Below are 20,802 nucleotides of genomic sequence, written 5' to 3'. Positions count from 1 at the left end.
CTATAAAAAATCAAATGTTAGGATGTGACTATTATGCATCAAGCAATTGTCAATATTATTTTAGATCAGATAAAAGATCAATTTATCAGCGAAAAAGTTTGTGTCAATTCCTTTTTAGATATAGAAATGTCAGACTGGAATGATTGGAAAAGAGGGATTAGACCGTTACCAAATGAAAAAATGCAGAAGTTAAAGGGCCTTTTTTCAGATTACGAATGGATGCTTATTCAAAAGATAGCTAGACAGGGCGCTTTGTTTCCAGAAAAAAGAAATTATGTCGTTGTTGAATATAAAAGATTAAAATCTATTATTGCAAAAGAATGGATTAAAACAGGTATGGCTAAAGTTGAATTAATTACGGAACAAAGTATACCAAATCATTCAACTAACATTTACCCTAAAAAACATGTGGTTAACTTAAGAATTTATATGAGTTACGGTGAGTGGGGATACGATGATATTCTAGAATTTTGTATGCCTGGAATTATTCAACAACAAATAGCTGATTCCCAAGTTGATTTATTAGAATGGGTCGATGAAAACTTAACAGATACCTATACTGAGCAAGATGGTAAAGAATCAGAATAAATGTAGGAGGTAACTGAGCTTTTTATGGCAAAAAAAATATTTTTATTAATTACCTCATTGTTCATCGTGATGGTTACTATATTTTACAGTAATCATTTTGGGTTATTAAAAAAAGAGGACACTACTAAAACAACAGAAGAAGTAACAATGACTTCCAATGAAAAAGAGACAAAAAATAATTTGCCAGGCGATGTAAACGATTGGCGCTTGTTACTAGTTAATGAGGACAAAGAGATTAAAGAAGAACCAAAAAATTTAAAAGAACTACCTAATGGCTATCAAGTAGATGAAAGAATCTATAATGATTTTTCTGAGCTTATGGATGGTGCTAAAAAAGATGGCATAGAACTGACTGTTATATCTGCTTTTAGATCAGTAGAAGATCAAACAACTGTTTTATCTTCAGAAATTGCGATGTATGAAAGCCAAGGATATAAAACCGAAGAAGCAACAGATTTAGCTATGAAGTATGTTACTAAACCAGGACATAGTGAACATCATACCGGCCTTGCCTTAGATGTTCTAGAGGTTAATTGGTATAATGATGGGAATATGCTAGAAGAAGGATTTGGTGATACTGAGGCTGGAAAATGGCTTGCTAAAAATGCGTGCCATTATGGTTTTGTTATTCGCTATCAAAAGGGAAAAGAAAAACTCACAGGTATTAACTATGAACCGTGGCATATTCGCTATGTAGGTAAAGAAAATGCAGAATATATGACTACTAATAACATCGTATTAGAAGAATATCTGGATCAATTAAAAAAGTAGGTAAATAATGGCAAATCGAAAAAGAACAAAGAAACATGATGCTTTTAGTATCACTAAAATCCCGATTTTTTTAAGTCTGGTAATAATTATTGTCGGTTTTGTTGTGTTTGTTATAAGTTTAAGTGGATTAAGTCAAACTACTGGGAAACCAGAAACTCATTATGAAGAGGATTATACGAATACTGAATTTATTAATAAGTTGGTTCCAGTAGCAAAAGAACTTCATCAAACTTACGGTATCTTACCTAGTATTATTTTGGGTCAAGCTATTCTTGAATCAGACTGGGGAAAAAGCGAGTTAAGTGCTAAATACAATAATTTATTTGGTATTAAATCATTTAGTCCAAATGACGATTCAGTTAAATTAACCACTAAAGAGTATAAAGATGGAAAATGGATAGAAATACAGGCTAATTTTAAAGTGTATGCAAGCTGGGAGGATTGTATGAGGGACCATACCATGTTATTTGTAAATGGTGTAGATTGGGATCCTTATCTTTATCAGGGGGTATTGTTAGCCTCTGATTATAAAACAGCAGCAAAAGCACTACAGGCATCAGGGTATGCAACAGACCCGACGTATGCCAATAAAGTCATTGAAGTCATTGAAACAAACCAATTGTATCAATACGATCAATAAAAGCCATCAACCAACTTGGTTCCTGGCTTTTTATCTATGTAAGGGGGATAAATATAATGAAAAAAGAAAAAGGATTAGCTCCTGAAATAATGACACATTTAAGAAAAGATACGATTCATGTACCAACGGTGATTAGAGATTGTACCGGGATTAGAATTTTTGGTAAGCGTATCAAGTCAATTTGTTATTCAACTGATATTGCTATAATAAGAAATATTGATGCAGATGCAGTAATCGCAGTCTATCCATTTACACCACACCCAACGATTACAAAAGCAATTATTGAAGCGGCGGATATTCCTGTTTTTTCTGGCGTTGGTGGGGGATTGACGCAAGGAAATCGTTCAGTCAATATGAGTATGTTTGCAGAAGCTAATGGTTCACTTGGCGTTGTTGTGAATGCGCCAACATCTAAAGAGACAATTTATGATATTTCTCAAATGATAGACATTCCAATAATTGGAACAATTACGTCAGAATTTACAGATGTGAAAGAAAAGATAGATGCTGGCGTTAGAATTTTAAATGTTAGTGGTGGTAAACACACAGCAAAGATTGTTAGAGAAATTAGAAAAGACTACCCAGATATTCCAATTATGGCAACTGGTGGACCAACTGATGAATCTATTCGCGAAACAATTGAGGCTGGAGCCAATGCGATTACTTACACACCACCTAGTAATGGCCAGTTATTCAGTAAAAAAATGAACGCTTATCGATTGAAAGAAGAAGAAGAAAATCAAGAGTAAAAAAGACTGGTTTATAAGGAGATTTTTAGACGTGGATAAAAAGAAAAAAGAAAAATTGCCAGAAATGGATATGAATAGTAATCCCGTCTGGAATGTCTTATCAGATGGACCAGTACCTGATAAAAAAGAACCAAAGAAGAAAAAAATTAAAATTAAAAAGAAAAAAGAATTAGACGGTATAGATGAGGATATTGATTATTACTTTTCTGTACTAGAAAAAGATGATTTATCTAAAGACCAAGAGAAAAAAGAAAAGAAATCTTTTTTCTCTTGGTATTATTTACTTATAATAACTTTAGTTTTATTAATTCTTAGTTTTTCTACCTTTATTTTGTATCAGTATGACAAGGTGAAGGTTGTGGGAAATCATATGGGGAACACTTTGATTAATGGAACAGAGGTATTGTATAAAGAAGAAACAGGTATTCATCGTTTTAATGTGGTATTGGTTAATCAAGATGGACATCATGAAGCTTTAAGGGTTATTGGAATGCCAGGTGACAAGGTTGAAATGAAGGATGATGCCTTAAAAATTAATGATGCTATTTATGATGAAGTGTATTTAAAAGAAAATTATGTTGATTTTAAATTAAAGAAAAATCAATTAAAAAAAGTTTATACAGAAGATTTTACTGTTTCTTCAATTGGTAAAATAGACAGTCATTATATTCCAGAGAATAGTTATATTCTTTTAGGGGACGACAGACAAAAAGCAAAAGATAGTCGTCAGACTGGTTTCTATACAAGAGATCAAATAGATGGAGTTATCTTGATGAAAATTAAGCCATTCAAGGAATTAGGACCGGTAGAGTGAGCGGAGGTAACAAATGAAAACAGTTTTAACTATAGCAGGATCAGATTCACTAAGTGGTGGGGGGATTCAAGCAGACATGAGGACATACGAAGAGTTTGATGTATGTGGTTTAAATGTGCTGACTTGTATTGTTACAGTGACACCTCAAACAGATAGTGTTAAGATATATGAAGTCCCAACAGAGTTAATAGAAGAGCAATTACAAACTTGCTTCACGCAAAAAATAGACGTGATTAAAATAGGAATGCTAGCAAGTATAGAAGTAGCAACATTAGTAGTTTCTTATCTCAAAAAGTATCCAAAGATTCCAGTAGTACTTGATCCAGTTTTGGCACTTAAGGAAACAGGATTAACGTCAAGTAAGGAAATTATTACCTTTTTTAAAGAAGAATTGATGCCTTTAGCTACAATTACAACACCTAATTTAAAAGAAGCAGAGTTGTTATCTGGTTTAGAAGGCATTTCAACATTAGCTGAAATGGAATTAGCGGCAAAGAAGATTCATAAAACGGGTGTAAAAAATGTTGTGATAAAAGGTGGCCAAAGACTTCCAGGGGAAAAAGCTTATGATGTCTTTTTTGATGGACAAGAAATACAGATACTAACAGAAAAAAAGTTATCAAATGGTTATAATAATGGAGCAGGTTGCACTTTTGCTTCAGCAATAGCATCTTCTATTGCAAGAGGTGAAACGATACTGAACGCCGTTATGAATGGAAAAAAATTTGTTTACGAAGCTATTAAATATGGTATCCCGTTTTTACCTGATTTAGGGAATGTTTATCAAGGTGGAAAAAATAAAACCTTTTAATATTAGATTCCTTTTAAAGACATAATACTGTAAAATGTAGAGGGATAGGTTAATAAAACGAAAAGATAAGATGAAAGAGGATTAATAATATGGAATTAAAAAGACAAGCAGAATTTGTACAAAGTTATCATTTTGATGCATTACCAGAAGAGCACGCAGAAGAAACATCAATTAATGTTAGTATCAATCCTTTTGAGATAAAAGAAGAAATGAATATTGATGCTGAAAATAATTCAGTATTAGGATTAAGAATTGAATTTAAAATTGTTTTAGAAAAAGTAAAAGTAACTGGAGATGTTGCTCAATTTGTACAAGTTGTTGATCGTAAAATTGAAAAAATTGAAGATTTAACAAAAGATGAAGTAAATGAATTAGTTAGACCGCTATTTGTTTTAATTGAACGCTTAACGTATGAAGTAACAGAAATAGCTCTTGATAAACCAGGTGTTCAACTGAATTTTTCTCAAGACTAAACCCCTTTAAATAAAAGTCGATAGGCTGACACTTTTGTGGTTCAGCCTTTTTCATTAGGAGGTAAACATGAAAAAATATTTATTTGTTATAGGAGATGTTCATGGTGAGTATGATTTGTTTACCTCTTTAGTGAAAGAGTATGATAAAGCTTGTCACCAGTTAGTGCTGATTGGTGATTTAATTGACCGTGGTAGCAGGTCGAAAGAGTGTTTACTCTTAGCAAAGGATTTAGTTGAGAATAATCAAGCGGTATGTTTAAAGGGAAATCATGAGGATATCTTTTTAAGATTTTTAAAAGACCCAGAAGAGCGTTTTGATAATTATATACTAAATGGCGGTGGAGAGACGATTGAAAGTTTACTTCACTCAGGTGCTGTTTTAGAGTATTCTCCCACTGAAATCTCACTAATGATTCAATCAAGGTATAAAGAGCTCCTTATATTTTTAGAAAATCTACCATATTTTTATGAATGGGAGAATTTTTTATGTGTTCATGCAGGTGTTAATTTATCTTTAAGTGATTGGACTAAAACAAGCCATAGAGATTTTTTATGGATTAGAAAAGAATTTCATGAAGAAAAGAATAAGACAAATCGAAAGATTATTTTTGGACATACCCCAACTAGATATTTATATCAGGATATGATTAAGACCAGTTTATGGTTGTCTGATAATAAAATAGGGATAGATGGTGGAGCAGTCTATGGTGGTTCGCTTCATGGTGTTATTTTTAATAAAGAGACTATTATTCAAGATATTGAATTAAAGAATAGTCAAGAGTGGAAACCAGCATTTTAATCATTTGATTTAGCGGAAAGGAGTTGTAACATGTCAAAAAATCTTTTTGAAATAAAAAGTCGTATCTTTAAAAAAGAACGTATACGAGATGATAAAAATGATTTAATTATTATTCCTAATAAAAAAACAGTTAGTAATAGGAATCAATTAGAGCTAAGTTGGCATAACATAGCACTGGAAAGTGCTCATTTAACAATAGTAGGTAAAGTATTTTTAAAAGAATGGGAACGTCGTTTTAATCATTATTCTGTAAGTAGATGTTTTATACAAGAGCCAAGAGCTAATCAACATCGTTTGTATTTAAGCTTTCAAGTATCACAAAGTTTAAATAGTAAAGAAATAAAAGAGCTTCTAAGTGCCTCTTCAATCATATTAGAAGAGTGTTTAGTAAAAATAGTTAATAAATTAGGGATTGAAATAGTCGTCCGAGAGGAAGTTTCTTTAAAACAGACAAAAGAAGAGTCGGTGCCTAAAGTTGAAGAAACAGAAGAAGATAAAATTATTAAAAAGCTTCATCAAGATATTGAGGAACAAGAACAACTTTTAGTACAATTAACTGCTAAACAAACAAGCCAACATAAAAGGCCAAAAAATGAAGAAAAATTAAATCAATTAAAAGAACAAGAAATATTTTTTGACCAACAGGAAAAAAAATATTTAGTTGCTGAATTAAATCGAAAAGACGATATGATTAAATCTTTAAAAGAAGATATCAATTCGTTAACACAAGAAGTATCTGAGCTGACGGATGAAATAAAAACGAATAATCAAGTAAATCGTCAATTAGATAAAGCAAATATAAAGCTCAATGACCGTTTAAATGAGCGTAAAATTGATGCTGAACGATTAGAAAAAGTATCTGAATTAGAGACAACTGTAAGAAATTTACATCAAGAAAATAGTGATTATCGTATCAAAATAAACGAAAGTCAAAGTATGACTGAAAAGTATCGTAATCAAGTGAAGCAGTTAAGTCAATCTCTTGAAAATGGGAAAAAAGCTCAAGAAGAATTACTTGAAAAAGCTCAATTTGATTACGAAAAATTGGATAAAAGCTTATTGGAAGCTGAAAAAAAATTAATACTTGAAATTAATGAGCGACAAAAAGCTGAAATCCAGTTAGAAGAACTAAGAGCCAATTTGGCAGTGGCTAAAAGGCAAAATGAAGAACAGGAAAGAAAAAATAATAAACTTGTACTAGATGTGAGTAATCAACTAGAATTACGAGAAAAAGCTATTAACCAAGAAGAGTTAGTTCAACAACAATTAGATGATACCTTAGAAGAGTTAAAAATGAGCGAAGCTACTAACAAAGTATTGAAAGCTGAAATCTATGAACTAGAGTATCAAAAGGAAAAATGGGATCAATTAGATGAGTGGCAAATTAAATATCAAGAACTAGTTGAACAATTTTCTCATTTAGAAACTGAAAGTTTAAGTTATCGTCAAGAAGTTGGCTTTTTAACGAGTCAGTTAAACATGATGGAAGATAAGCTAGAAGAAAACGAAAAAGAGCTCGATTATTATTTGAGTCAAAGAGTAGCAATAGAACCTGAAGTAAAAAAAGCAAATGAAGAAAAAATAGAGTGGCAAGCAACTATAATAGATGATTACGATATAGAATATGAAGAAGATTTTTATTATGAGGCAGATCCTTTCATAGAAGAAGTTATGGCTGAAGAACTGATAAATGCGCATAAAGAAGATCAAATAGCAGATGAGAAAAAAATAAAAGAACTATTGAAATCATATTATGATGAATATTTTCATGACATAAAAATCTCAAAATCAGATTATAGAAAAGCAGTTTTAGGATTTAAATTTTTAGGGTTTAGATGGAGTCAAGTACTGATTATGGATGATGCAGACAAAAATGCAGATTTCCTAGAGTGGTGTAAGCCTTTCATAAATAAAATGGACGCCTTTGAGGAAGAGTTGTCTCTTGACGTTAAAAAATCATTTTTTTCCAAAAATTATGTTACCATAGATGAGTCAACTTATAACATATTAAAAGGTTATAGTGAATTATCAACGTATTTAGACACTTATTATTTAAAAGTATCCTACTACATTGACAAGTATTTTTTAAATGAGGGGAATCGATAAGCTATGCAAGAAGCACAAGTATTATTGTTATTAAAAAAAGAATTAAACCAATATAAACCAAGCCAAATTGATAAAGTATTGGAACTTTTAGCTGAAGGGAATACAGTTCCTTTTATAGCACGTTATCGAAAAGAGATGACAGGAAGTTTAGATGAAGTAGCTATTCGAGAAATTGAAGAACGTCACGCTTATTTGACTGGCCTTGTTAAAAGAAAAGAAGAAGTCTTACGTATCATTGAAGAACAAGGAAAGCTAACTGACAGTTTAGCTGAAAAAATAAAAAAAGCTGAAAAAATGCAACAAGTTGAGGATTTATATCGTCCATTCAAACAAAAACGTCGTACAAAAGCGACAATTGCCAAAGAAAAAGGTCTAGAACCTTTAGCAACTTGGCTATTAAGTTTACCAACAGAGGGCTCTATTGAAGTTGAAGCTAAAAAATATATTAACTCAGAAGAAGAATTAAATTCTGTTGAAGATTGTTTAGCTGGAGCTCACGAAATTATGGCAGAAGTTATTAGTGATGAGCCTACATACAGAGAGTGGTTAAGAGAATTTGTATGGCAAAATGGTATTTTTGCGACTGAAGAAAAAGATAAATCATTAGATGAAACCTCTGTTTATGAGATGTATTATTCTTTTGAAGAACCTGTAAAAAAAATAGCTTCACACCGTGTTTTAGCAGCTAATCGTGGTGAAAAAGAAGGGGTTGTTAAAGCTGAAATCAAAGTAGATGAAACGCGTGTTTTTGGTTATTTAAACCGTCAATTGATAAAAGAATCAACAAGTTTTGCTGTGGAAGCAGTCGCTCAAGCTTATGAAGATAGCTATAAACGTTTTATTGGGCCGTCAATCGAGCGAGAAATTAGAGCAGAGCTAACTGAAAAAGCAGATGAGCAAGCTATTGCCATTTTTGGCGAGAACTTGAGAAACTTATTATTACAATCACCTTTAAAAGGAAAAGTTGTTTTAGGGTTTGACCCAGCCTATCGTACAGGGTGTAAATTAGCAGTTGTAGATGAGACAGGTAAACTATTGGCCGTTAAAGTCATTTATCCACATAAACCAGCTTCGCAAGCGAGAAGAAGTGAAGCACCAAAAGAATTTATTGAGTTCATTGAAGAATACAAAGTTGAAATGATTGCTATTGGAAATGGAACAGCAAGTCGTGAGTCAGAATTATTTGTTTCTGAAAATCTAAAACAAATAAAACGTGAAGTCTTCTATGTTATTGTTAACGAAGCAGGAGCTTCTGTGTATTCAGCTAGTAAAATTGCTCGTGAAGAATTCCCTGATTTACAAGTGGAAGAAAGAAGTGCAGCTAGTATTGCTAGACGATTACAAGACCCGTTAGCAGAACTTGTTAAGATAGATCCAAAAGCTGTGGGGGTTGGTCAGTACCAACATGACGTTTCTCAAAAGCGTTTGACAGAACAACTAGATTTTGTTGTTGAAACAGCAGTAAACCAGGTTGGTGTTAATGTTAATACAGCAAGTGCTCAGTTGTTACAACATGTGTCTGGGTTAAATAAAACAACCGCTAAAAATGTTGTGATCTATCGTGAAGAAAACGGAACATTCAATAGCCGTACTGAACTTAAAAAAGTACCACGTTTAGGACCTAAAGCTTATGAGCAAGCAATTGGTTTCTTGAGAATACCAGATGGTAAAAACATATTAGATAATACTGGAATTCATCCAGAAAGTTATTCCATTGTAAAAGGCTTATTAAAAGAAATTAATATCTCAGAAAAAGATTTAGGAACTAAAGAGGCAACTGAACGATTAAATCATGTAGCTATTGATCAATTAGCTGATACTTTAGATATTGGTAAAGAAACCCTTGAAGACGTTAGAAAATCTCTGTTACAACCAGGACGCGATATGCGTGATGAAATGCCGGCACCGTTGCTACGACAAGATGTCTTAAGTATGGAAGATTTAAAAGCAGGTATGGAATTGCAAGGAACTGTTAGAAACGTGGTTGATTTTGGAGCCTTTGTTGATATTGGTGTCAAACAAGACGGAATGGTTCATATTTCCAAATTAAGTAACAAGTTTGTTAAACATCCAACTGATGTCGTTGCAGTGGGGGATGTTGTAACCGTATGGATTGATTCAGTTGATTTGAAAAAACAACGAATTGCTTTAACGATGATTCCAGTGGCAACTAATGACTAATCAGGAATTACAGCGTTTGGTGGAAAAGGTTTCTCTTTCTTTTTTTGAGAAACCTTTTTTACATCAAGCAACGTTTAATCAACGATTAAAAACAACTGGAGGACGTTACCATTTAAGTTCTGGCAATCTTGATTTTAATCCATTAGTGCTAAGTTTACATGGGATGGAAGAATTAATAGGTGTCATCAAACATGAATTATGCCATTATCATCTCCACTTAGAGGGAAAAGGTTATCAACATAAAGATGCTGATTTCAAATTGTTATTAAAATCTACTGGTGGAAGCCGTTTTGTGAAACCTCTAAAACAAAGAAAAATGCATCATCACTATAGATGTGCTAGTTGTTCTCAAGACATTTATCGCCAAAGAAGAATTGATACAAAACGTTATGTTTGTAAATGTGGAGGAGTATTAAAGCATTTGACAAACTAAGTAGAAATCGTTATAGTTTTACTTGTTACAAGTAAATGGTTTACATATAGCCAAGCGAGAATGGCGGAATTGGCAGACGCGCAAGACTAAGGATCTTGTGAGGAATAATTCCTCGTGAGGGTTCGAGTCCCTTTTCTCGCATTAAAGACTTTCAGAAGAGAGGATAACTTAAGAGTTATCTTCTTTTTTTATTAAATGACTCCTTTTCAGTTCGATAAACGTGAGTATTTTATAATATTGTGATAATCTATAAGTGAAGAGTAGATAATAAAGAGAAATGACATAGTTTTATAAAGATTAAAACTGGAGGTGTCTATTTTGAAAGAGTTTAGAAGAATAGTAATTGATGGTAAAAAATATTTTTGGAGATTCACTTATTCAAATAAGAAAGATCGAAATTATTCTTATTTATTAGTGACGTCAGATGTTGGAATAAATGCGGAGTTACTTATACGATTTTCTTTAAGAAATCATTCTGTAGATCATCAAATGTTGAAAAATGGCTTTTATGTATTAAGGGATGGAACCCAAAAAATGATTTCTTTAACGCAGCCTCAAGTGGTTGCAGAAATCATCACCTATGCTAATCGAAATAATGTTATCGATTTTGAAAAAAAACGTGGAATTGTTTTGGATAACGGAGAAGAGCTGTTAAAAGAAATGGGTTATCATTTTTAAATAAACAACCTTCTATAGAATCTAGAGGCTTATAGCAATAGATTCTATAGAAGGTTTATTTATTTAAACAGTTATTTAGCTTGTTGTGAATTCAAATCAATCACAAGATGTCCACAGTTATCACAAACAAAGGCTTCATTTCTTGGTCGACCAACTAAACCACTATTCTTTTTTAAGACAATCCCATCAGCAGCGTTAATGAAAGTACCACCTATTAACTTTTTATCGTCAGGCAACCATTTTAAGGCATAACGGTCTCCAAATAAATTTCCTTTAATCATCTCTTTTGAGCATGTACCACAATTCATAAAACTCCTCCTATTTAATGAGTAATAATATAAGAAAAGTTTATCATATTTAAAAGTGATAAGGTAGACTATTATAGCTTTTAAAGTTCAAAAACTATGTATTATAAATCTTTTTATTTTGAAAATGTAAAGTATTGGGAAAGTGGCTATTTGAATTTATTTGAAATATCTCATGTTATTCTGTAAAGTAGATAGAGTAAACATTCTATATTGGAGGAGTAAAATGATAGAAATAGGAATGACAACTTTTCATGAACATGGTAGTTTATTAAATAAAAAGAACTTAACTTTAGAAGAGTATGCAGGCTTTTTTCCAATAATAGAATTAGACACCCTTTTTTATGGTATAAAGGGCCCAGATACTAGTCAAAAATGGGTGGATAAGACGCCAAAGTCTTTTAAATTTATCTTAAAAGCTTACAAAGGAATGACTCGTCATAGACCATTTAATGACTATTATACAAGTGAATTAGAGATGTTTGAGGCATATGAAAAATTTATTCAACCAGTTATAGATTCAAATAAGTTAGCAAGTATTTTATTTCAATTTCCAGCTAATTTTACTTGTAATAGAGAAAATGTTGACTACTTAAGACAAATTAGGAAATATTATCCTAATATCCCAATAAGCATTGAGTTTCGAAATGGCAGTTGGTATCATGAGAAAATGAAGAGTTCGATGATGACTTTTATGAGAAATTATCGTTATACTTTAGTTATGGTTGATCAACCTCAAGTTGCCCTTCATTCAGTTCCATTTGATACAACAGTGACTAATGAAGATTTTGTATTTGTTAGGCTTCATGGTAGAAATAAAGGCAATTGGCTAGACAATAGTGAAGATTGGCGTAAGAAAAGAAATTTGTATTGTTACTCAGAAATAGAACTGCAAGAGCTAGCAGAATCTTTGCGGGGGATAAAAGCAAAAGAAATAGCTGTTATTTTTAACAATAATTCAGCTAAAGATGCCGCACCTAATGGACAACTATTAAAAAAAATACTCGGCGTTTCTTATGAGGGGTTAAATCCTAATCAAACGTCGTTATTCTAAAGGAGAAAATGATGATAAAAGCAGCTTTTTTTGATATTGATGGAACTCTTTTAAGTAGTAACGCTGAAATATTAGACTCAACTAAAAGAGCGATTGAGAAGTTACATCAGGAAAATATACTTTGTTGTATTGCTTCAGGTCGAGGACCAAAGAGTATTCAAAGTTTACTTGGGCAGTTACCAATGGATGCTTATGTTTTATATAACGGTCAATTAGTTTTTTCTCATGATGCTGGTATTTATCAACAACCTTTTCCAAACGAAACATTAGAAAAATTAGCTATATTTGGTGATGAGGAAGAAAGACAAATGCTTTTTGGTGGTCGTAAAGCTTTTTTTGGTAGCCAATCAATGCAGTTAGGTCAGAGAAAATGGATTAAGCAAATCCAACCTTTATTACCTGCTAATTACTCAGCTAAAGAACTACAAAGCTTATTAAAAAAATGGCAATTATTGCCTAAAAGAGAAAATAAATTTATAACGTTACCTATTTTTGAAAATCCGATTTATCAATGTGTCTTATTAAGTCCGGCTAGTGAGCAAGAGCGATTGGAAAATTTATTTTCTGATTGTCATTTTACACGTTCGAATCCTTATTCGGTTGATATTATTGCTAAGGGTGGTTCTAAGATTGTAGGTATTAATGAAGTATTAAAGCATTATGGTATTTCGGCAGATGAAGCTATCGCTTTTGGAGATAGTTGGAATGATACAGAAATGCTAAGGGAAATTGGGATTGGTGTTGCCATGGGAAATGGCAATGATGACATCAAACAATTAGCTGATTATGTAACAGATTCAAACGATGAGGATGGCATATTTAATGCCTTACGTCATTTTAATATTATTAGATAGAAGTGAGGAATTCAGGATGACAACACCTTATCAACAAGTTAAAGAATTTCATGATCATTTTGATCCAATTGAAAAAACTGAAGTTTCAGCTCTTTCAAAAGAAATGGCTGAATTTAGAAGTGGCTTTAAGTTAGAGGAAATTTTAGAATTTCTTTATGCAGCAAATGCAGGAGATGAAGCAGGTTTTAGAAGCAGTGTTGATTATCTTAAAAACAGTTTAGACAAAGAAGCAGATGCTTTAGTAGAGAAAAACAAGCAAGTAGAACCCTTAGTAGATGAAGTAGATGCCTTAATTGACTTACTTTATTTTACTTATGGTTCATTTGTGATGATGAATGTTGATCCGACACCGATTTTTAATTTGGTTCATCAAGCCAATATGGGAAAATTATTTCCTGATGGTCAACCAAGGTATCATGAAGTAACAGGGAAAGTTCTAAAACCAGATAATTGGGAAAAAGATTACGCGCCAGAACAAAAGATATTAAAAGAAATCGAGAAACAAAAAGCAGATTTTAGTTAGTTAGAAATAGAAAAGACATCGAGAAAAATCTCGATGTCTTTTCTTATTGATTTGAGTTGAAAAAAGCGTGGTACAAAGCTTTGATGGCTTCATCTTCTTGTTTTTCATCTATTGCAACAATGATACTCACTTCTGAAGCACCTTGGTTAATCATTTCAAGATTGATGTGCTTATCAGCCAATGCTTTTGTAGCAGTAGCAGCAGCACCAACGCTGTTGACCATCCCTTCACCGACAACAGCAATCATTGAGATGTCATGTTTAATGATTAAATCATCTAGCTCCAATTCTTCTTTGAGCCGTTTACTTAAGGCTAGCAAAATTTCAGGTGTTAATTGTTTTTTTCTAAGAATAATCGTAATGTCATCAATACCAGATGGCATGTGATCATATTGTAGATGGAAATCAGTGAGAATTTTTAAGACATTAAAACCAAAACCAAGCTCTCTATTCATTAAGTACTTACTTAAGTAGATACTACTAAAACCAGAATCAGCAGCAATTCCAGTTACAACTCGTTTGTTAAGGGCTCCCATGGAAGAAATCAATGTACCAGGTGAATTAGGATTGTTGGTGTTTTTTATAACAACAGGAATATCCGCATAAAAAGCTGGAATAAGGGCCTCATCATGGAGAACATTAAAACCAGCATAACTTAGCTCTCGCATTTCTCTAAAAGTTAGTGATTCAATAGCTTGGCAATTTTCAATTAATTTAGGATTAGCCGCATAAATAGCGTCAACATCAGTGAAGTTTTCGTATAAATCAGCTTTAATACCAGCTGAAATAATCGCGCCAGTCACATCTGATCCACCTCTTGAGAATGTACAAATGTCATCATTTTCAGTGACACCAAAAAAGCCTGGGATGACAGCAATAGTATCCATATCAGTTAATAATTTGATTTTTTCATAGGCTTCTTTTTTGATGACAGCATCCCCTGGAATATCTTCAACTAAAAGGCCAGCATCTTTTGGATGAACATAAGTGGCAGGTAAGTTATTTTTTGTTAAAAATTCAGCCACTAACATGGCATGACAATTTTCGCCACTAGATTTGAATAGATCACTTATTTTTTCTTTATCTTTATATGTTGTTTCTTTCAATGAAGAAATATAATCTGAAATAATAGGTAAGGATGATGTTAATTGTAAATTATCACTTATTTCTTTGAAACGTGAAATGATGAGAGATTCAATCGAATGTGTTTCTTTTTTTTCTAAGAATGCCTCACAATAACGAATCAATAAATCAGTTACTTTTATATCTTTATCATCACGTTTGCCAGGCGCTGAAACAATAATGAACCGTCGTTCTGAATCAGCCTTAATAATCTCTAATACTTTTTTTAGTTGAGCGGCGTCAGCTAAAGAACTCCCACCGAATTTAGTTACCTTCATTTTTATTACCCCCTATTAAATATATTAAGTTATACAATACCGAAGTCAAAATGGAATTGCAATAAATAATGAAAAAAATCCAGTAAAATAAAAAATATCTATAAAGGGTCTACAACGTTAAAAAAAGCTTCATTTTAAAATTTTATTAGTGATACGATGATGTGAATGTGATATAATCTTTCTTAGATGTAAATTTTCTAATAGACGATTGATTGTAAAGTAAGACAAGCTATAAGATGTCCAAACAAGGAAAAGTCTTAAAGCTGTTTTTTTCTGGTAATTTGAGGAGGTAGTGGTGACTAACACTTAAATGGAGGAAATGTCATGAATACTAAAATTTGGTTATGGCTATTACTTTTTGTAATAATTTTAGCTGCTGCATCATATTTAGTAGCATTTTTTATGAGACGTAAAAATCAAGACCGACTGGAGGATCTCGAAAAGAGAAAGATTGCTTTATTTGATCTACCAGTACTTGAAGAAGTTGATGATGTTAAAAAAATGCATTTAGTAGGACAAAGTCAAAATACCTTTAGAGAATGGAACCAAAAATGGATCGATATCTCTACCATCTCCTTTGCAGAATTAGAAAGCCTCATTTTTGAAATTGAGAATTTAAATGAAACATTTCGTTTTATCAAAGTAAAAGATGCAATTGAAGAAGCAGAAGGAACACTAAAAAGTATGGAATCTGAGGTTGAAGAAATTCGCCAAGGATTGAAAGACTTAAAGGGTAGTGAAGTAAGAAACTCTGAAGCTGTACAACAAGCTTTAGATGCTTATGAGGCTATTAGTGAATCTGTTACTTCAGACCCTGATAAATACGGGGTTTCTTATAAAGAACTTGAAAAACAAATTCAAAATGTCGAACGTGATTTTACACAATTTGTTGCTTTAAATACGGCTGGTGATCCTATGGAAGCTAGTTCGGTTTTAGAGAAAGCAGAGAAAAGAACATATGAGATTCAAAAAGTAATCGATGAAATCCCACCATTATTCACTGTTTTAAACAAAACGTTTCCTAAACAGCTTAAGGAAATCAAAGAAGGCTATGCCGCATTAATCAAAGACAATTATGTGTTTGAAAATGATGTAGTACAAGTCAATGTTGAAAAACTAGAAGGTAAAGTTCGCTCAACTCTAATGAACTTAGAAAAATTAGAAGTTGAAAATGTGGACAAACTAAATGGTGAAATCGCAAAAGAAATCGATCAATTATATGATGTGATGGAAAAAGAAATTAACGCTCGTCATTATGTTAATGACAACAAAGCAACATTACTTAATTTCTTAGAACATGCGGATAAAAACAATCATTTATTATTAATTGAATTAGACCATGTGTCTCAAAGCTATGTTTTAAATAACAATGAATTAGGTAAAGTTCGAGGTTTCCAAGCTCAAATGCAGGAAATGCGTAAAGAATTCGATGCGACAGAAGAAAAATTAAAAAACAAAGAAGCAATCTTTTCACAAGTTGCTGCCTTTTATCGCGAGAGTCTAGATCAATTAAAAGACATCGAAGAAGACCAAATTGAAACAGGTCAATCTATCAAGGACTTTGCTCCTAGAGAAAGAGATGCTATTAAAAAGATCGATGATTATGAATTAGAGTTGCGTACATTGAAACGACATGTAGAAAAGCAACGTTTACCTGGAATACCAAGCAGTTATTTAGAGTTCTTCTATGTAGCTGGTGAAAGAGTTGAAGAATTAAGCCGTGAGCTTAATAAGATTAGAATAGATATGAATCATATTGATCGTTTAGTAAGTCTGTGCGAAGAAGATATCGCAACTCTTAAAGAGAAGACTAATAACTTAATCGACAGTGCTGCTCTAACAGAGCAAATGATTCAACATGCTAACCGTTACCGCTTCTCTCATCCAGAAATTAAAAACGCGATCGATCGTAGTTTAAGTTTATTCTCAAGAGAGCATCTATACGAAGATGCTTTAGACACAATTAGTTCAGGTATTGAACGAATTGAACCGGGAGTAACTGAGCGCATTAGAAAATATTATTTTGCTAATAAAGATAACATGATCTAAGCAATTAGATTGGAGAAAGAGTGACTCGTTTTAGATGTCACTCTTTTTTATTTTCTTTTTTAAACTTAGAAATTAGAGCAAAACGACTTTTCTATCACCTTGATTAGTCGGGAATAAAAAGTCTGCTCTTTCAGCAATTTCACTTCTAATAAGCAATCAAAACCTGTGATTGTTTATCAGAAGTTCCAATTGTTCAGAGCAAAACGACTTTTTCATCACCTTGATTAGTTGATGGAATGCTTTTAAGACGTTATAATAAACATGAATTTTTAGAAAAGAGTGACGTAAATATGATCTATTTTGATAATAGCGCGACAACGGCTATGGAAAAAAGTGTATTAGAGACTTACAAACGTACTAGTGAACGGTTTATTGGTAATCCTTCAAGTCTTCATCGTTTAGGTGAGCAGGGAGCTGTATTGTTAGATAAATCAAGAGAACAAATTAGTACACAACTTGGTGTTCATAAAGACGAGTTGTATTTTACAAGTGGTGGAACAGAAAGTAATAACTGGGTATTAAAAGGAACTGCTATTGAAAAAAGACCATTTGGTAAACATATTATTATTTCAGCAGTAGAACATCCATCTGTGACAGAATCAGCCAGACAATTAGAGAGTTTAGGCTTTGAAGTTTCAATCGCACCAGTTTTGAAAAATGGTGTTATTGATGTCGCAGCCTTGAAAGATTTAATTAAAGACGATACGATTCTTGTTTCAACTGTTGTTATTAACAGCGAGGTAGGAGTGATTCAACCTATTAAGGAAATCAGTCATATCTTAAAAAATCATCCTTCAATTCATTATCATGTGGATGCAGTTCAGGCAGTTGGAAAAATACCGACTGAAGATTGGTTAACAGATCGTGTAGATTTTGCTAGTTTTTCAGCTCATAAATTCCATGGGCCACGTGGAGTGGGTATGTTGTACTGGAAAAAAGGAAATAAACTAGCTCCATTATTAACAGGTGGAGGACAGGAGAATAATAAGCGCAGTACTACTGAAAATACACCTGGGATTGTTAGTACGGCTCGAGCAACTCGTTTATTATTCGAAGATCGTGATTTAAAAGAACCATACATAAGAAGAATGCGTGATTACTTAGAAGAACATTTAAGTAAGTTTGAAAAAGTAACTGTTTTTTCCCCTGATGAAAAAGAATACCAAGCACCACATATTCTTTGTTTAGGAATTAAAGAAATTAGAGGAGAAGTACTAGTTCATGCTTTAGAAGACAAAGAAATTTTTGTGTCGACAACTAGCGCTTGTTCAAGTAAGAAAAAAATGAGTAGTAGTACGTTAGGGTCAATGGGCGTTCCAATTAAACTATCAGAAACGGCTATTCGCATCAGTTTAGATGAAAAGAATACACTGGCAGAAGCTGAGCAGTTTTTAATTATTTTTAAACAACTTTATGATAAATTTGAGAAAATCAACGGATAAAAGGAGAACTTATGAATTATACAGAAATAATGATTCGTTATGGCGAATTATCAACAAAAGGAAAAAACAGACGTATTTTTATTAGTCAATTAGCACACAATATTAAAAAGAGCTTACACGAATTTGAAGAGGTTAAAATCCAATCAGACCGTGATAGAATGCATTTAGAATTAAATGGTGCTGATAGTGATAAAGTAATGGAAAGATTAACTCCCATTTTTGGTATTCAAAGTTTTTCTCCTGTTATTAAAATTGAAAAAGATACTGATTTAATCTGTCAAACAGCTATTGATATGGTAAAAGAAATTTGGGTAGAAGGTCAAACCTTTAAAGTTCAAAGTCGTCGTTCAGATAAACAATTTATCTGGGATAGCAATGATATGAATAAAGAAGTTGGTGGCGCTATTTATCATGGTGTACCAGGAATTGAAGCAAAAATGATCAAACCTGATATTCGAGTTGATGTTGAAGTAAGAAAAGAAGCAGCCTATCTTTCTTGTCAAACGGTACAAGGCCGTGGGGGCTTACCAGTGGGCTCAAGTGGTAAAGGTATGTTAATGCTCTCAGGTGGAATTGATTCGCCTGTAGCGGGCTATTTAGCGATGAAGAGAGGTCTTGAAATCGAAGCAGTTCATTTCTTCAGTCCTCCTTATACAAGTGAAAAAGCATTAGATAAAGCAAAAGATTTAACTGTGAAACTAACGCCATATGTAGGAGGCATTAAATTCATCACAGTGCCTTTTACAGAAATTCAAGAAGAGATTAAACGCGCAACACCTTCTGGTTACTGGATGACGATTACACGTCGCTTTATGTTACGTCTGACTGATTTGATTAGAGAAAAACGTAATGGATTAGCTATTGTTAACGGAGAATCCCTTGGGCAAGTAGCTTCTCAAACAATGCACAGCATGGTTGCGATTAATGAAGTAACGGCTACACCAATCATTCGTCCTGTTGTAACAATGGATAAAAATGAAATTATTGAAATAGCTGAAAGCATTGATACCTTTGAACTAGCTATTCAACCCTTTGAAGATTGCTGTACAATCTTTGCTCCACCAGAGCCTAAAACACGTCCGAAATTAGAAAAAGTTGAAGAGTATGAGAAACGATTGGACGTTGAAGGAATGATTGAAAGAGCGATGGCAGGTCTTGTCATTGAAGAAATCAAATCAAGTGATAATTTCCTAAATAGTACAACAAAAGAGATGGACGATTTGTTCTAGAACAGATTAAATACAAATAGTTAATTAAGAAGCTAACGATAAAATCGTTAGCTTTTTTTAATAATAGGAGAAGAATAAATTCTTTTTTATAATATTTTCACAAATTCATTGAAAAGTTAAATCTTCCGTGATACACTGAATGTGAAAGTTGTCACAATTTTAAAGAGGTGTTCACAATGGAAAATTTGAAAAAAAACCAAGAAATTCCTAAAGCTACAGCTAAAAGAATTCCACTCTATTTCCGTTATTTGAAAACACTTGATCAAAGTGGAGTTAAACGAATCAAGTCTAAAGAATTTAGCCAAATGATTCAAATCCCATCAGCAACTATTCGTCGTGATTTTTCTCATTTTGGTGAATTAGGACGAAGCGGTTATGGATACGATGTTCCATATTTAATCGAAGTTTTTAGTAATATTTTAAACACGGAAATTGAAAAAAGAATTGCTTTAATTGGTGTAGGAAACTTAGGGAAAGCGTTAATTAATAATAACTTTAGACGAAATGCAAACTTAAACATTGTTGCTGCGTTTGATTCAAATCCTGAATTAATAGGAACTAAAATCAACCAAATCGAAGTCAGTGATATTAATGATTTAAAAGAAGTTATTAAAAAAGAAGGTATTACAACAGTTATTACAACCGTACCTAGTAGTAAAGCACAAGAAGTAATTGATGAAGCAGTAGAAGCTGGTGTCACAGCTATTCTAAACTTTGCTCCAAAACGTTTGAAAGTTCCTCACAATGTTCAAGTCCAATATATTGATTTAACAACAGAGCTTCAAACACTTATCTATTACGATGAAAATTATAACCATCCAAATTTAACTGAATTATAATGAAAGCATCTCTTTTGTCTTTTACTCCGTCTTTATTTATACTGAAGGAGAATAAAGATAAAGGA

General features: G+C 32.5%; 21 protein-coding genes and 1 tRNA gene. 20 read left to right on the top strand and 2 right to left on the bottom strand.

Annotation, left to right across the window (positions count from 1 at the left end):
* Positions 1 to 33 precede the first annotated feature (33 nt).
* From ACODH8_RS08705 to ACODH8_RS08645, 13 genes are all read left to right on the top strand, one after another.
* Positions 34 to 588, top strand: a complete 555-nt coding sequence (locus ACODH8_RS08705) for a hypothetical protein (protein WP_332465101.1) — start codon at positions 34 to 36, stop codon at positions 586 to 588.
* A gap of 24 nt (positions 589 to 612) precedes the next feature.
* On the top strand, positions 613 to 1,359 hold the full coding sequence (locus ACODH8_RS08700) for a M15 family metallopeptidase (RefSeq protein WP_332465102.1): 747 nt from the start codon (positions 613 to 615) through the stop codon (positions 1,357 to 1,359).
* Positions 1,360 to 1,366: 7 nt separating this feature from the next.
* The gene (locus tag ACODH8_RS08695; protein ID WP_332465103.1) at positions 1,367 to 1,999 is read left to right on the top strand and encodes a glycoside hydrolase family 73 protein; all 633 of its coding nucleotides are present in this window, start codon (positions 1,367 to 1,369) and stop codon (positions 1,997 to 1,999) included.
* Positions 2,000 to 2,055: 56 nt separating this feature from the next.
* The gene (locus ACODH8_RS08690) at positions 2,056 to 2,748 is read left to right on the top strand and encodes a hydrolase (RefSeq protein ID WP_332465104.1); all 693 of its coding nucleotides are present in this window, start codon (positions 2,056 to 2,058) and stop codon (positions 2,746 to 2,748) included.
* Between the two features lie 31 nt (positions 2,749 to 2,779).
* Positions 2,780 to 3,562 carry a signal peptidase I gene (gene lepB / locus ACODH8_RS08685; RefSeq protein WP_332465105.1) on the top strand — a complete coding sequence of 261 codons (783 nt, stop codon included), beginning with the start codon at positions 2,780 to 2,782 and terminating at the stop codon, positions 3,560 to 3,562.
* 13 nt (positions 3,563 to 3,575) lie between these two features.
* Complete coding sequence (locus ACODH8_RS08680) at positions 3,576 to 4,373, top strand: bifunctional hydroxymethylpyrimidine kinase/phosphomethylpyrimidine kinase (RefSeq protein ID WP_332465106.1); 798 nt, start codon at positions 3,576 to 3,578, stop codon at positions 4,371 to 4,373.
* An 89-nt stretch (positions 4,374 to 4,462) separates the two neighbouring features.
* A complete protein-coding gene (locus tag ACODH8_RS08675; protein WP_332465107.1) occupies positions 4,463 to 4,846 on the top strand; it encodes a DUF1149 family protein in 384 nt (127 codons plus the stop codon).
* A 67-nt stretch (positions 4,847 to 4,913) separates the two neighbouring features.
* A complete protein-coding gene (locus ACODH8_RS08670; protein WP_332465108.1) occupies positions 4,914 to 5,645 on the top strand; it encodes a metallophosphoesterase family protein in 732 nt (243 codons plus the stop codon).
* Between the two features lie 30 nt (positions 5,646 to 5,675).
* Positions 5,676 to 7,751, top strand: coding sequence for a hypothetical protein (locus ACODH8_RS08665; protein WP_332465109.1), 2,076 nt, complete (start codon positions 5,676 to 5,678; stop codon positions 7,749 to 7,751).
* 3 nt (positions 7,752 to 7,754) lie between these two features.
* Complete coding sequence (locus tag ACODH8_RS08660; RefSeq protein WP_332465110.1) at positions 7,755 to 9,932, top strand: Tex family protein; 2,178 nt, start codon at positions 7,755 to 7,757, stop codon at positions 9,930 to 9,932.
* Positions 9,925 to 10,365 (top strand): SprT family protein, encoded by a 441-nt coding sequence (locus tag ACODH8_RS08655; protein WP_332465111.1) that lies wholly within the window; start codon positions 9,925 to 9,927, stop codon positions 10,363 to 10,365. The genes ACODH8_RS08660 and ACODH8_RS08655 overlap by 8 nt, the downstream gene beginning before the upstream one ends.
* A 54-nt stretch (positions 10,366 to 10,419) precedes the next feature.
* Positions 10,420 to 10,506 (top strand) — tRNA-Leu (locus tag ACODH8_RS08650).
* 177 nt (positions 10,507 to 10,683) lie between these two features.
* Positions 10,684 to 11,043, top strand: a complete 360-nt coding sequence (locus ACODH8_RS08645) for a hypothetical protein (RefSeq protein WP_332465112.1) — start codon at positions 10,684 to 10,686, stop codon at positions 11,041 to 11,043.
* Positions 11,044 to 11,114: 71 nt separating this feature from the next.
* Here ACODH8_RS08645 and ACODH8_RS08640 read toward each other — a convergent pair whose 3' ends face one another.
* A complete protein-coding gene (locus tag ACODH8_RS08640; protein ID WP_332465113.1) occupies positions 11,115 to 11,351 on the bottom strand; it encodes a PF20097 family protein in 237 nt (78 codons plus the stop codon).
* A gap of 223 nt (positions 11,352 to 11,574) precedes the next feature.
* On the opposite strand from ACODH8_RS08640, the gene ACODH8_RS08635 reads away from it, so the two are divergent.
* The 3 genes from ACODH8_RS08635 to ACODH8_RS08625 are packed head-to-tail and all read left to right on the top strand — an operon-like array spanning position 11,575 to position 13,779.
* Positions 11,575 to 12,402: a DUF72 domain-containing protein gene (locus ACODH8_RS08635; protein ID WP_332465114.1), complete on the top strand. Its 828-nt coding sequence runs from the start codon at positions 11,575 to 11,577 to the stop codon at positions 12,400 to 12,402.
* 11 nt (positions 12,403 to 12,413) lie between these two features.
* A complete protein-coding gene (locus tag ACODH8_RS08630) occupies positions 12,414 to 13,256 on the top strand; it encodes a Cof-type HAD-IIB family hydrolase (RefSeq protein WP_420517677.1) in 843 nt (280 codons plus the stop codon).
* 16 nt (positions 13,257 to 13,272) lie between these two features.
* The gene (locus tag ACODH8_RS08625) at positions 13,273 to 13,779 is read left to right on the top strand and encodes an HAD family hydrolase (RefSeq protein WP_420504900.1); all 507 of its coding nucleotides are present in this window, start codon (positions 13,273 to 13,275) and stop codon (positions 13,777 to 13,779) included.
* A 43-nt stretch (positions 13,780 to 13,822) separates the two neighbouring features.
* Here the strand turns inward: ACODH8_RS08625 and ACODH8_RS08620 are convergent, their stop codons facing one another.
* Positions 13,823 to 15,178 (bottom strand): aspartate kinase, encoded by a 1,356-nt coding sequence (locus ACODH8_RS08620; RefSeq protein WP_332465117.1) that lies wholly within the window; start codon positions 15,176 to 15,178, stop codon positions 13,823 to 13,825.
* 324 nt (positions 15,179 to 15,502) lie between these two features.
* Between ACODH8_RS08620 and ACODH8_RS08615 the strand changes: the two genes are divergently transcribed.
* The 4 genes from ACODH8_RS08615 (at position 15,503) to ACODH8_RS08600 (ending at position 20,737) form a co-directional block, all read left to right on the top strand.
* A complete protein-coding gene (locus tag ACODH8_RS08615; RefSeq protein WP_332465118.1) occupies positions 15,503 to 17,227 on the top strand; it encodes a septation ring formation regulator EzrA in 1,725 nt (574 codons plus the stop codon).
* A gap of 290 nt (positions 17,228 to 17,517) precedes the next feature.
* Positions 17,518 to 18,669 carry a cysteine desulfurase family protein gene (locus tag ACODH8_RS08610; RefSeq protein ID WP_332465119.1) on the top strand — a complete coding sequence of 384 codons (1,152 nt, stop codon included), beginning with the start codon at positions 17,518 to 17,520 and terminating at the stop codon, positions 18,667 to 18,669.
* An 11-nt stretch (positions 18,670 to 18,680) separates the two neighbouring features.
* Positions 18,681 to 19,898 carry a tRNA uracil 4-sulfurtransferase ThiI gene (gene thiI, locus ACODH8_RS08605; RefSeq protein WP_332465120.1) on the top strand — a complete coding sequence of 406 codons (1,218 nt, stop codon included), beginning with the start codon at positions 18,681 to 18,683 and terminating at the stop codon, positions 19,896 to 19,898.
* A 176-nt stretch (positions 19,899 to 20,074) separates the two neighbouring features.
* The gene (locus tag ACODH8_RS08600; RefSeq protein ID WP_332465121.1) at positions 20,075 to 20,737 is read left to right on the top strand and encodes a redox-sensing transcriptional repressor Rex; all 663 of its coding nucleotides are present in this window, start codon (positions 20,075 to 20,077) and stop codon (positions 20,735 to 20,737) included.
* Positions 20,738 to 20,802: the final 65 nt, after the last annotated feature.

The sequence above is a fragment of the Vagococcus fluvialis genome, from assembly GCF_048815235.1.
GTDB lineage: Bacteria > Bacillota > Bacilli > Lactobacillales > Vagococcaceae > Vagococcus.
Note: the sequence above shows the minus strand (reverse complement) of the source record. Positions and strands in the feature narration are given on the sequence as shown.